The following is an 11,923-nucleotide window of genomic DNA, read 5'->3' as shown; positions in this document are numbered from 1 at the left end:
AATCCGCCCAAGGGCGACGAGCTGAACAGTAGCCGGCCGCCATTGGCTTCAATGATCTGCCTTGGTCACCGCCGCCGCGGAACAGGAGCTGGCCCGCAGCCGTGCGCGCCGGCCCTTGATCGCCGCCGTGATGGCCAGCCTGTTCCTGGGGCTGGCCGTCAGCCTGTGGTTTTTCCAACGCAGCCAACAGGCCCTGACCCTGGCGCAGCAGCAAACCGAACGCGCCCAGGCGATCAACGATTTCCTGAACAAGGACTTGCTCCAGTCGGCTGACATTTCGGAGCGCGGCGCGCGCCTGTCCCTGTCCGTTCCCGAATTGCTTCAAAAGGCATCGGCGAGAGCGAGCGCAAGATTCAAAGGTCAGGACGCGGTAGAGGCCTCGGTTCGCATGCAACTGGGCCAGATGAATCTGAACATCAGTGCATTTCCACAAGCCGAAGCCGAGTTCCAACGGGCCTGGACCTTGCTGGAGGCGAGTCAGGCCAAGGAGGAAGGCATGCTGGCCCGGCTGGCACTGGCGCGGACCCTCACCCGCGACTCCAAGTTCGACGAAGCTCGGCGCTGGCTGGAAGAAGCCGAGCGGGACGCCGGTCCACAAGCCGCGCAGGGCTCGACCGAGGTCGCACTCCAACTGGCCCGCACACGCTTCACCCTGCTGTCATTCACCCACGAAACCAAGGCTGCACTGCCCTTCGGCGAACAAGCGCTGGCCCTGCAGGAACAACTGCATCCCGGCGACTTGGCGGACCGCGCAGGCCTGCGCAGGGACCTCGGCGACGGCTACTACCGAGCCAACCGGTACGACCGCGCCAAGGAACTGCTGACCGTCGTTCTGAAGCCGCCCTTCTCACCGGAGAGCATTGGCACGGTGGCCTTCGAAAGGGCTCGCCTGGCGCTGGTCAACGCCAGCATGTCGGATGCAGACGCAGACGCGGACCATGTGTTGTCAGATCTGGGACTGGTGCGGGACCGCATTGCCGCGGTATTGGGCCCGGACGAATACACGGTGAACACGGCGCGGATCTCCATGGCCGGCGTGCTGTCCGTCATGGGTCGGTTCGAAGAGGCCCGCAAGGAGAGTCAGGCGACCTACGACTCCTTGCTGCGCACCATGGGAGCCGACCACCAGGCCACGCGCATCTCGGCCATGAATCTCGCCGTGACCAACCTGCGGACTGGGCATGCCCGGCAGGCACTGGCAATGCTCGACGAGTTGCGGGCCTGGGCCGTGCAGACCTTCCAACACGAGGATCACGCCATGGTGTCAGGCATTGACTTCTACCGCGGGCAGGCCCTGAACGAACTCGGCCGGCCGGCCCTTGCCCTGCCGATCCTGGAGGCCCTGAAGGCCGATGCCATTGCCCAGACAGCGCCGGCAGCGGATTGGGCCTTCAAACTGCAGGGCGAACAAGGCCGTGCGCTCGCCCTACTGGGGCGCCCGGCCGAAGCCAGCCCGCTGCTGGAAGCGGCACTGGCCGGCATGAAGGCCAATGGCACTGCTGACTGGTTCCAGGCGCCCTTGCAGCAGGCGCTCCTGCGCGCCGGGTCGCGCAAGCCTGTTCCGCGGCGGCCCGAGAACCCGGCGGTCACTGCTTTATCAGGTTGACCCGGCAGTCTTCGACGTTGTCGTAGCCCCAGTTGATCAGGGTCAGCGTGTTGCCGTTCTGGCGGGCAGAAAGCAATTCGCCGTCATTGAAGCAAGTGAACCAATTCAAGTTGCCGGTGTAGCTGGTGGCCCCCCAAGCATATTCATCCACACCGGCGACCAGGTCCAGCTTGGCGGCCTTGAGCTTCGTTTCGTACGGATTGCCGCTGACCGGACCGCTGTAGAAAACGCCGATGTAGGTCCTGCCACTGCTGTCTGCGCAGTCCAGCTCGTACTCGGTGCGCCCCGCAAAAGGCGAGGCCACCAGCTTGCAGGTCGCACCGCCGAAGGCATAGGTCCCCGGCACAAACTCCGACTTCTTGACGTTGGGGGACTTCACCACGCCGGACATGCTCGCCTTGTTCGGCTTGCCATTGGTGTCATCGGCCTGAAGCACGATCTGGCCGTCCCAGTACTTGACCGTTCCGTCCGCCGCGACGCGGGTGGGCAGGCCGTAAAAATAGACTGTGTTGCCGATGCTGTAAGTGGTGGCGTTTTGCAGCATCACCTCGGAGGTCTGGGCGATGACCGGGGCCGACACGATCAGCGCGAGCGCGGCGGCGCATCCGCAGAAGGCCAGCCGGAATGTCTTTGGCATGAAGAATCTCCTTGAAGCAGTGGGTGCCACTCCCTGAAACCTGGGAGCGGGCCGGCCTGTCGCGACCGGGCCCCGCCAGTGTCCTGGCCGAGAGCCCAAGACGCGGCGGCCAGGCCCTCACGGATTCCTCACGGACACATCTCGAAGACGCGGGACACGCGGCGCATCCTTCAACCGGGCGCCACAGACGAAAAAAAGGACCCGAAGGCCCTTTTTTGATCGAACTGGCGACGCGCCTGTTCAGACCGCCGCTTGCGCATTGCGCAGCCGGATGTGCAGTTCGCGCAGCTGCTTTTCGTCGACCAGTGACGGGGCGCCGGTCAGCAAGTCCTGCGCGCGCTGGGTCTTGGGGAAGGCGATCACGTCGCGGATCGATTCGGCCTTGGTCATCAGCGTGATCAGCCGGTCCAGGCCGAAGGCCAGGCCGCCGTGCGGGGGCGCGCCGTACTGCAGCGCATCCAGCAGGAAGCCGAACTTGACCTGGGCGTCTTCCTTGCTGATGTTCAGCGCGCTGAAGACCTTGCTCTGGATCTCGGCGCGGTGGATCCGCACCGAACCGCCGCCCAGTTCCCAGCCGTTGAGCACCATGTCGTAGGCCTTGGCGATGCAGGCGCCCGGGTCGGTGTCCATCAGGTTCTCATGGCCGTCCTTCGGCGAGGTGAACGGGTGATGGGTCGCGTTCCAGCGGCCTTCGCCTTCGTCGTACTCGAACATCGGGAAGTCGACCACCCACAGCGGTGCCCACTTGTCCTCGAACAAGCCCTTGCTGCGGCCGAAGTCGCTGTGGCCGATCTTCACGCGCAAGGCGCCGATGGCGTCGTTGACCACCTTGGCCTTGTCGGCGCCGAAGAAGATCAGGTCGCCGTTGCACGCACCGGTGCGCGCCAGGATCTCGGCGATGGCGGCGTCGTGCAGGTTCTTCACCACCGGCGACTGCAGGCCTTCGCGGCCCTTGGCCACGTCGTTGACCTTGATCCAGGCCAGGCCCTTGGCGCCATAGATCTTGACGAACTCGGTGTAGCCGTCAATCTCGCCACGGCTCATCTCGCCGCCGCCCGGCACCTTCAGCGCCACCACGCGGCCGCCCTTGGTCGTGGCCGGTGTCGAGAAGACCTTGAAGTCCACGTCCTTCATGACCTCGGTCAACTCGGTGAACTGCAGCTTGACGCGCAGGTCCGGTTTGTCCGAGCCGTACTTGAACATCGCGTCGGCGTAGGTCATCACCGGGTAGACCGGCAGCTCCACATTCATCGCGTTGCGGAAGACGGTGCGGATCATGCCCTCGAACATGCCGCGGATCTCTTCCTCGTCCAGGAACGAGGTCTCGATGTCGATCTGCGTGAATTCGGGCTGGCGGTCGGCGCGCAGGTCTTCGTCGCGGAAACACTTGGTGATCTGGTAGTAGCGGTCGAAACCGGCCACCATCAGCAGCTGCTTGAACAGCTGCGGCGACTGCGGCAGCGCGAAGAAGTGGCCGTCGTGCACACGGCTGGGCACGAGGTAGTCACGCGCGCCTTCGGGCGTGGACTTGGTCAGCATCGGGGTCTCGATGTCGACGAAGCCGTTGGCGTCCAGGAACTTGCGCACTTCCATCGCCACGCGGTAGCGCAGCATCAGGTTCTTCTGCATCTGCGGGCGGCGCAGGTCCAGCACGCGGTGCGTCAGGCGCACGGTCTCGCTGAGGTTCTCGTCGTCCAGCTGGAAAGGCGGCGTGACGGAAGCGTTCAGCACTTCCAGCTCGTGGCACAGCACTTCGATCTTGCCGCTGGCCAGGTTGGTGTTTTCCTTGTCGGCCGGGCGTGCCCGCACCAGGCCCACGACCTTCAGGCAGAACTCGTTGCGCACCAGTTCTGCCGTCTTGAACATCTCCGGGCGGTCCGGGTCGCAGACGATCTGCACATGGCCTTCGCGGTCACGCAGTTCGATGAAGATCACGCCACCATGGTCGCGGCGGCGATGCGCCCAGCCCATCAGCGTCACGGTCTGGCCCATCAGCGCTTCGCTGACCTTGCCGCAGTATTCGGTTCTCATGAGTGCACTCCTGTGCGTCGGTATTCGGGGGAGCGGTCTACCGCGGCGCGAGATGCGCCGGGGGACCAGGAGGGAAAAGCTTGGGGTGGCCTGGGTGGGGTGATCAACCCTCAGGACTGAACGCGGGGCGTGTCGGCGCGTTCAGCCCACCCGATTGGGGTCGGCCCCCTCCGGCAACGGCAGCAGGCCGGCCGGGGGCGCAACCACGCCCATCGAGATGATGTACTTCAAGGCTTCGTCCACGCTCATGCTGAGCGGACGCACCGAGGCGCGCGGCATGATCAGGAAGAAGCCGGAGGTCGGGTTCGGCGTGGTCGGCACGTAGAGGCTGACATGTTCGCCGGCCAGGTGCTCGGCCACCTCGCCGCCGGGGCGGCCGGTGACAAAGGCGATGGTCCAGGATTCGGCATGCGGGTACTGCACCAGCACGGCTTCGCGGAAGGCATTGCCGCTGCTGGAGAACAGCGTGTCGGAGACCTGCTTGACCGAGCTGTAGATGGACTTGACGATGGGGATGCGGCCCATCAGCATGTCCCACTGGCGCAGCCACCACTGGCCGAAGATGTTCGCGACGAACATGCCGGTCAGCAGCAGCAGCAGCACCATCACCAGCGCGCCCACGCCAGGCAACTGGCTGAAGCCGGCCAGGCCATCTGCCGCATCCTTCGAGACCAGCGCCTGCACGGGACGCAGCACGCCCTTGAACATGCCGTCCAGCAGGCCTTGCACCCACAGCAGCACCCAGATGGTGACGGCAATGGGCAGCCAGGTCAGCAGGCCGGCGAGGAGGTACTTTTTCACGAAGTGATGGTCTCAGTGGCAGGCGCAGGAGCCGCCGCAGGGGGTGGACGAAGACGAAGCGCTGGCCGACGTGCCACCGCCGCTGGAAGATTCGCCGCCACTGGAGGAGGAACTGCCGGATGAAGCCCCGCCGGCCGCTGGCGCGGCTGGCGTGCCAGCGACCGCAGGCGCCGGTGCGCCGCTGTTCCCACCGCGGAAATCGGTGGCGTACCAGCCCGAGCCCTTGAGCTGGAAACCGGCCGCAGTGACCTGCTTCTGGAACTGCTCGGCGCCGCAGACCGGGCATACCGTCAACTGGGCGTCGGACATCTTTTGCAGGACGTCACGCGAATGGCCACAGGCTGCGCAGCGATAGGCGTAGATCGGCATGGCTAAATCTTTGATTCAGAAAGCGAAAACCCGCGATTATACGGAGCGTGGCCGCCATCCTAGAATTGAATGGACCGCGGCCGTGCCGTCTGCGCGCGTCGCCCCTGACCCCCGAATTCCCTGAACCCGACACCCGAGGAGAACGATGTGAAGCGCATGGTGTGGAACCGCTTGTGGCCGGCGGCGCTGGCTGTCCTCTGCAGCGGCCTGGCGGCCTTGCCGGCTGCGCAAGCCGCAGATGAACCCAAGGTCCTGAACATCTACAACTGGTCCGACTACATCGCACCGGACACGATTGCCAATTTCGAGAAGGAAACCGGCATCAAGGTCCGCTACGACAACTACGACAACAACGAGATCCTGCACGCCAAGCTGGTCACCGGCAAGACCGGCTACGACATCGTCGTGCCCAGCGCGCACTTCGCCAAGCAGCAGATCGAGGCCGGCCTGTTCCGCAAGCTGGACCGCAGCCTGCTGCCCAACTGGTCCAACCTGGACCCGGCCCTGCTCAAGCAGATGGAAAGCGTGGATCCCGGCAACCAGTACCTGGTCGACTGGCTGTGGGGCTTCGTGACGGTGGGCATCAACGTCGACAAGGTCAAGGCTGCGCTGGGCAGCACGCCGATGCCGGAGAACCCGTGGTCGCTGGTGTTCGACCCGCAGTACGCCAGCAAGCTCAAGAGCTGTGGCATCAACTTCCTGGACTCGGCCTCGGAAGTGCTGCCGGTGGCGATGCTGTACGTGGGCAAGCCTGGCTACAGCCGCACGGCCGACGACTACAAGGCCGCGGGCGACATGCTGATGAAGATCCGCCCCTATGTGACGCGCTTCTCGTCCTCGGGTTACATCGAGGAAATGTCCCAGGGCGCGCTGTGCGTGGTGATGGGCTACTCGGGCGACATCAACATTGCCAAGTCGCGCGCGATCGAGGCCAAGAACAAGGTCAACCTGCAGGCGCTGATCCCCCCCAAGGGCTCGACGCTGTTCTTCGACTCGATGGCCATCCCGGCCGACGCGCCGCACCCGAAGAATGCCCAGGCCTTCATCAACTACATCCTGCGCCCGGAAGTGCACGCTTCGCTGACCAACCAGGTCTTTTACGCGAACCCGAACAAGGCCTCGCTGAAGTTCGTCAAGAAGGACGTGGCCGACAACCCCAGCGTGTTCCTCAGCCCCACCGACATGGCCAAGATGACCGCGCCCGACAGCGTGCCGCAGGACATCCGCCGCGTGCAGACCCGGCTGTTCACGCGCTTCAAGGCTGGCAAGTAAGCCGCCTCCTTCAGCAATGAAAAAACGCCACCCTTGGGGTGGCGTTTTTCATTGGCGCGGTCAGAGCCAATCGAGCGCTATATCCTGCCCATCAGCAACAGCACGATCAGGATGACGACGACCAGGCCCAGGCCGCCGCTGGGGTAGTAGCCCCAGCCTCGGCTGTGCGGCCAGGTCGGGAGTGCGCCGAGCAGCAGCAGGATCAGGACAACGAGGAGGATGGTGCCGAGCATCTGGGCATCCCTTGAGATGAGTGGTGATGCATGCATTGCACATCGCCCCACCGCTCTTGGGGGTAGGCCGTCAGCGGGTCCTCATGTCAGGCAAGGCTGACGCGCGGCACTCAAGAAGGCGAAGCGCCGCTCAATAGAAGCCGTAGTGCAGCAGCCAGCGGGCCAGCACCACGCCGCCCAGGAAACCCGCGCCACTCCACGCCAGCATGGACAGCAGCCGGTTGGTGCGGCGCTGCTCGCGCAGCAATGCGGCCAGCAGCGGTGCGTCCTGCTGCTGCGGCGCAGCCAGGCGGTGGTGCAGCAGGCGAGGCAGTTCGGGCAGCAGCTTGGCGTACAGCGGTGCCTCGTCCTTCAGCCGGCGCCAGATCGCGCGCCAGCCGACCTGCTCGTTCATCCAGCGTTCGAGAAAGGGCTTGGCGGTGGACCACAGGTCCAGGTCCGGATCCAGTTCGCGGCCCAGGCCTTCGACATTCAGCAGCGTCTTCTGCAGCAGCACGAGTTGCGGCTGGATCTCGACATTGAAGCGGCGCGAGGTCTGGAACAGCCGCATCAGCACCTGGCCCAGCGAGATCTCCTTCAGCGGCCGGTCGAACTGCGGCTCGCAGGTCGCGCGGATGGCCTGCTCCAGTTGCTCGATGCGCGTACCCGGCGGCACCCAGCCGGACTCGACGTGCAGTTCGGCCACACGCTTGTAGTCGCGCCGGAAGAACGCGATGAAGTTCTGCGCCAGGTATTCCTTGTCGGTCTCGGTCAGCGTGCCGACGATGCCGAAGTCCAGCGCCACGTAGCGGCCGAAGGTGGCAGGCGCCAGGCTGACCTGGATGTTGCCGGGGTGCATGTCCGCATGGAAGAAGCCATCGCGAAAGACCTGGGTGAAGAAGATGGTCACGCCATCGCGCGCCAGCTTCCTGATGTCCACGCCGGCCTCGCGCAGCCGCGCGATCTGGCTGATGGGCACGCCATGCATGCGCTCCATCACGATCACGGTGGAGGTGCACCAGTCCCAGTGCATCTCGGGCACCATGATCAGCGGCAGATCGGCCATGTTGCGGCGCAGTTGCGCGGCATTTGCAGCCTCATTGACCAGGTCCAGTTCGTCATGCAAGTACATGTCGAACTCGGCCACCACCTCGCGCGGCCGCAGCCGCTTGCCGTCGGCCGACAAGCGCTCGACCCAGCGCGCCAGCGTGTGCAGCAGCGCCAGGTCGTCGTCGATCACCGCGCGCATGCCCGGGCGCAGCACCTTGACCGCGACCTCGCGACCGTCGTGCAGCGTGGCGAAGTGCACCTGCGCGATGGACGCACTGGCCACCGGCTCGGCCTCGAAGTGGCTGAAGATCGCCTCGATCGGCTTTCCCAGCGCGGCCTCGACAAAGGCCCGCGCCTGCGAGGCCGGGAACGGCGGCACGCGATCCTGCAGCAGCGAGAGTTCGCGCGTGATGTCCGGCGGCACCAGGTCCGGCCGGGTCGAGAGCACCTGGCCGAACTTGATGAAGATCGGGCCCAGCGATTCCAGCGCCAGCCTCAGACGCTGACCGCGCGGTTGGTCGAAATTGCGGCCCAGCGTGACGACCCACGACAGGCTGCGGATCCAGCGATGGCGAAAGCCGGACAGCACCAGTTCGTCCACGCCATGCCGCAGCAGCGTGACGACGATGAAAACCAGCCGGGCGAAATACCGCATCTGGACGTGCCCGCCGCTCAGGGCCGGCGCAGCACGCTGGCCACGCCGTTCACCACCTGGCGGGCGGCACCCAGCACCTGCGTGCCGGCGCGCGACAGGCCTTCGGCCAGCGTAGCGCCAACCACTTTTTCAAGGTCGGCGGCAATGTCCCAACGCACGTTGGCAATCACCCAGTTCACGTCGGCCGCAAAGGCCACGTCGCCTTCGATCTGCAGCGGCGGCAGCTCGCCCTGCGCCAGCCTGGTGGCAGCGGCAAACGGCTGCGAAGCGTCGACCCGCAGGCGCAGATCGGGCACGGCCACTTCGGTGCCCTCTTCCAGCGTTTCCAGCAAGCCGGCCGGGCTGACCCGCAGCGTCAGGGCCGGCGGTGGCGGCAAGGGGCCGCGCCAGTTCTCGACCTCGACCCGCAGCACGCGGCCGGCATGCGCCTTCAGGCGGGCCGGCGCCACCGGCGCAACGCTCAGCACATGGTTGGCCAGCAAGACAAATCGGGCGGTGGCTGCGGGCAGCACCAGGTCGCTCAAGGCGGTCAGGGGATCAGGCATCGGCGGATTGTAGGTAAGCGCGCCTATCGACAGCGCGCCATGGGGTCGCGCGATCCGCCAGCGCGCCCCTTTTAAGCGGCGTATCCGCGAGGGTTGCCAGACGCCCAGCGCCAGCTGTGGGCACACATGTCATCCAGGCTGCGTGTGGCTTCCCAGCCCAGCAGCGACTTGGCCAGCGTGGCGTCGGCGTAGTAGCTGGGCAGGTCGCCCGGCCGGCGGTCCACGATCTTGTACGGGATGGGCTTGCCGGCCGCGCGGCTGAAGGCATTGACCAGGTCCAGCACGCTATAGCCCACGCCGGTGCCCAGGTTGACCGTCACCGAGGCCTGCTTCTCCAGCAGGTAGCGCAGCGCGGCGACATGGCCTTCGGCCAGGTCCATCACATGCAGGTAGTCGCGCACGCCGGTGCCATCCGGCGTGTCGTAGTCGCCGCCGAAGACCGACAGGAATTCGCGCCGGCCCACGGCCACCTGCTGCACGAACGGCATCAGGTTGTTCGGGATGCCTTGTGGGTCCTCGCCAATGCGGCCGCTCTCGTGCGCGCCCACCGGGTTGAAGTAGCGCAGCCAGCCAATGCGCCAGTCCGGCTCGGCGGCTTCCAGGTCACGCAGGATCTGCTCGCCCATCAGCTTGGTGCGGCCGTAAACGTTCATGGCCGCCAGCGGATGCGCCTCGGTGTAGGGCAGGAACTGCGGCTCGCCATAGACGGTGGCGCTGGAGCTGAACACAAAGGTCTTCACGCCCGCCCGGCCCATGGCCTGCAGCATGTTGACCAACCCACCCAGGTTGTTCGCGTAGTACTTCAGCGGCTGCGCGGTCGATTCGCCCACAGCCTTGAAAGCGGCGAAGTGCATCACCGCCGCGATCTCGTGCGCGGCGAACACGGCGTCCAGCGCCGCGCGGTCGTTCACGTCCGCCTGCACAAACACCAGCTCGCGGCCGGACAGCTCGGCCAGCCGTTTCAGCACCTCGGGCGAACTGTTGGAAAAGTCGTCCAGCCCGACCACGTCATAACCTGCGGCAAGCAAGGCCAGCCAGGTGTGGGACGCGATGTAGCCGGTGGCACCGGTGAGCAGGATGGTGGGCATTCAGTTCAGCACTTGATGCCGACGTGCAGGGCAACCAGCCCGCCGGTCATGTTGTGCACGTCCACGTGGCCGAAGCCGGCGGTTTTCATCATCGCCTTCAGCGTCGCCTGGTCCGGGTGCATGCGGATGGACTCGGCCAGGTAGCGGTAGCTTTCCGCGTCGCCGGCCACCCACTGGCCCAGCTTGGGCAGGATGTTGAAGGAGTACCAGTCATACGGCTTTTGCAGCGGCTTGGCGACCTTGGAGAACTCCAGCACCAGCAGCCGGCCGCCCGGCTTGAGCACCCGGTTCATCTCGGCCAGCGCCTGGTCCTTGTGCGTCATGTTGCGCAGGCCGAAGGCCACGCTGACGAGATCGAATGTGCCGGGCTTGAACGGCAGCTTCTCGGCGTCGCACAGCGTCGTCGGCAGCGCCAGGCCTTCGTCCAGCAGCCGGTCGCGGCCGGTGCGCAGCATGGCTTCGTTGATGTCGGTGTGCAGCACCAGGCCGGTCGGGCCGACCTGGCGGGCAAACGCGCGAGCCAGGTCGCCGGTGCCGCCGGCAATGTCCAGCGCGCTGTCGCCCGGCTTCAGGTTGGCCACGGCAATCGTGTAGGCCTTCCAGGCGCGATGCATGCCCATGGACATCAGGTCGTTCATCACGTCGTACTTGGACGCGACCGAATCGAACACGCCCTTGACCTTGCCGGCCTTCTCGGCCTCGTCGACCTTGCGGAAGCCGAAGTGGGTTTCTGACATTTGCGGACTCTCGTTAGCTCGGTTCAATGCGACGCGCAGGCGCTGCCAGGCTTGGGCGGCATCGGCCTGTCGCGGTCCACGCCATTGGCCTTCAACTGCGCCTCGTAGCGGGCCCAGAAGGCAGTCTGCTGCGAACCCATCTCGTAAAGGTAGGCCCAGGTGAAGATGCCCGATTCATGGCCATCGTCGAACTGGGGCTGAATGCCGTAATGGCCGACCGGCGCCACGCCGCTGATGCCAACCTCGCGCTTGCCGGTCTGCACCGTCTCCTGGCCCGGGCCGTGGCCCTGCACCTCGGCTGACGGCGACATCACGCGCATCAGCTCGAACGGAATGTGGAAGACCTGGCCGTCGTCGAAGCTGATTTCCAGCTGGCGCGAGGCCTGGTGCAATGTGAGGGCGGTGGGAGTAGGTGCAGACACAGCCGGCAGTTTAGCCGCCAGCCAATGTCAGAACGTCACGCCAGCGATCAGCAGCACGTTGGCATACGGCGTGCATTCGCCCGTGCGCACCATCACGCGCGCCTCCCGGCACAGCTGCTTGAAGTGCGCGTGCGTCACCGTTTCCGGCTTCACGGGCAAGACACACCAGGCCGGCAGGTCGCCGCCCGCGCGCTCCACGGCCTCGCTGGCGATCACCGCACGCTCGAGCTGCATCTCGCTCAGCACCGCTTTCAACACGTCGGCCACGGCCGGGATGCCAGGCGTCAAGGCCAGGTCGATGCGGCGCGGGCCGGGCGGGATCGGCAGGCCGACATCGCCGATCACCAGCATGTCGCCGTGGCCCAGGCTGGCAATGGCGTGGGACAGCTCGGCATGCAGCAAGGCGGTGCGTTTCACAGTGGGCTCCAGGGCGAAGGCAGCGGCGAGGCATCGACCTCGGCCGCGGTGGGAATGGAAGGCTGGGCACCTGCCCGGGTG

Annotated in this window: 13 protein-coding genes; 2 read left to right on the top strand and 11 right to left on the bottom strand. The window is 65.8% G+C overall.

Annotated features, from left to right (window positions below; translation table 11 throughout):
• Nucleotides 1-61 precede the first annotated feature (61 nt).
• Nucleotides 62-1,606: a tetratricopeptide repeat protein gene (locus tag FKP22_RS09425; protein WP_141287239.1), complete on the top strand. Its 1,545-nt coding sequence runs from the start codon at nt 62-64 to the stop codon at nt 1,604-1,606.
• Here the strand turns inward: FKP22_RS09425 and FKP22_RS09420 are convergent.
• The 4 genes from FKP22_RS09420 to FKP22_RS09405 form a co-directional block, all read right to left on the bottom strand.
• A complete protein-coding gene (locus FKP22_RS09420; protein WP_141287238.1) occupies nt 1,587-2,243 on the bottom strand; it encodes a hypothetical protein in 657 nt (218 codons plus the stop codon). The genes FKP22_RS09425 and FKP22_RS09420 overlap by 20 nt on opposite strands.
• A 240-nt stretch (nt 2,244-2,483) precedes the next feature.
• The gene (gene aspS, locus FKP22_RS09415; RefSeq protein ID WP_141287237.1) at nt 2,484-4,274 is read right to left on the bottom strand and encodes an aspartate--tRNA ligase; all 1,791 of its coding nucleotides are present in this window, start codon (nt 4,272-4,274) and stop codon (nt 2,484-2,486) included.
• A gap of 141 nt (nt 4,275-4,415) precedes the next feature.
• Nucleotides 4,416-5,075 carry a DUF502 domain-containing protein gene (locus FKP22_RS09410; RefSeq protein ID WP_141287236.1) on the bottom strand — a complete coding sequence of 220 codons (660 nt, stop codon included), beginning with the start codon at nt 5,073-5,075 and terminating at the stop codon, nt 4,416-4,418.
• Nucleotides 5,076-5,087: 12 nt separating this feature from the next.
• Nucleotides 5,088-5,444, bottom strand: coding sequence for an FmdB family zinc ribbon protein (locus FKP22_RS09405; protein ID WP_141287235.1), 357 nt, complete (start codon nt 5,442-5,444; stop codon nt 5,088-5,090).
• Between the two features lie 156 nt (nt 5,445-5,600).
• On the opposite strand from FKP22_RS09405, the gene FKP22_RS09400 reads away from it, so the two are divergent.
• Nucleotides 5,601-6,716, top strand: coding sequence for a polyamine ABC transporter substrate-binding protein (locus FKP22_RS09400; RefSeq protein ID WP_141287240.1), 1,116 nt, complete (start codon nt 5,601-5,603; stop codon nt 6,714-6,716).
• Between the two features lie 77 nt (nt 6,717-6,793).
• Here the strand turns inward: FKP22_RS09400 and FKP22_RS09395 are convergent, their stop codons facing one another.
• The 7 genes from FKP22_RS09395 to rbsD form a co-directional block, all read right to left on the bottom strand.
• Complete coding sequence (locus FKP22_RS09395) at nt 6,794-6,949, bottom strand: DUF3309 family protein (RefSeq protein WP_141287234.1); 156 nt, start codon at nt 6,947-6,949, stop codon at nt 6,794-6,796.
• A 130-nt stretch (nt 6,950-7,079) separates the two neighbouring features.
• On the bottom strand, nt 7,080-8,633 hold the full coding sequence (gene ubiB, locus FKP22_RS09390; protein WP_141287233.1) for a ubiquinone biosynthesis regulatory protein kinase UbiB: 1,554 nt from the start codon (nt 8,631-8,633) through the stop codon (nt 7,080-7,082).
• Between the two features lie 17 nt (nt 8,634-8,650).
• Nucleotides 8,651-9,178: a hypothetical protein gene (locus tag FKP22_RS09385; RefSeq protein ID WP_141287232.1), complete on the bottom strand. Its 528-nt coding sequence runs from the start codon at nt 9,176-9,178 to the stop codon at nt 8,651-8,653.
• Nucleotides 9,179-9,249: 71 nt separating this feature from the next.
• On the bottom strand, nt 9,250-10,266 hold the full coding sequence (gene galE / locus FKP22_RS09380; protein WP_141287231.1) for a UDP-glucose 4-epimerase GalE: 1,017 nt from the start codon (nt 10,264-10,266) through the stop codon (nt 9,250-9,252).
• A gap of 5 nt (nt 10,267-10,271) precedes the next feature.
• Nucleotides 10,272-11,003: a bifunctional demethylmenaquinone methyltransferase/2-methoxy-6-polyprenyl-1,4-benzoquinol methylase UbiE gene (gene ubiE / locus FKP22_RS09375; RefSeq protein WP_141287230.1), complete on the bottom strand. Its 732-nt coding sequence runs from the start codon at nt 11,001-11,003 to the stop codon at nt 10,272-10,274.
• A gap of 23 nt (nt 11,004-11,026) precedes the next feature.
• Entirely contained in the window at nt 11,027-11,425 is a 399-nt protein-coding gene (locus FKP22_RS09370; RefSeq protein ID WP_231011516.1) for a gamma-butyrobetaine hydroxylase family protein, read from the bottom strand.
• Nucleotides 11,426-11,452: 27 nt separating this feature from the next.
• Nucleotides 11,453-11,842: a D-ribose pyranase gene (gene rbsD, locus FKP22_RS09365; RefSeq protein ID WP_141287228.1), complete on the bottom strand. Its 390-nt coding sequence runs from the start codon at nt 11,840-11,842 to the stop codon at nt 11,453-11,455.
• Between the last annotated feature and the right edge of the window lie 81 nt (nt 11,843-11,923).

Origin of the sequence: Ideonella azotifigens (genome assembly GCF_006519715.1) — a bacterium.
GTDB classification, from domain to species: domain Bacteria; phylum Pseudomonadota; class Gammaproteobacteria; order Burkholderiales; family Burkholderiaceae_C; genus Ideonella; species Ideonella azotifigens.
The sequence above is the reverse complement of the archived record's forward strand: the minus strand, read 5'-3'. Positions and strand labels throughout refer to the sequence as shown.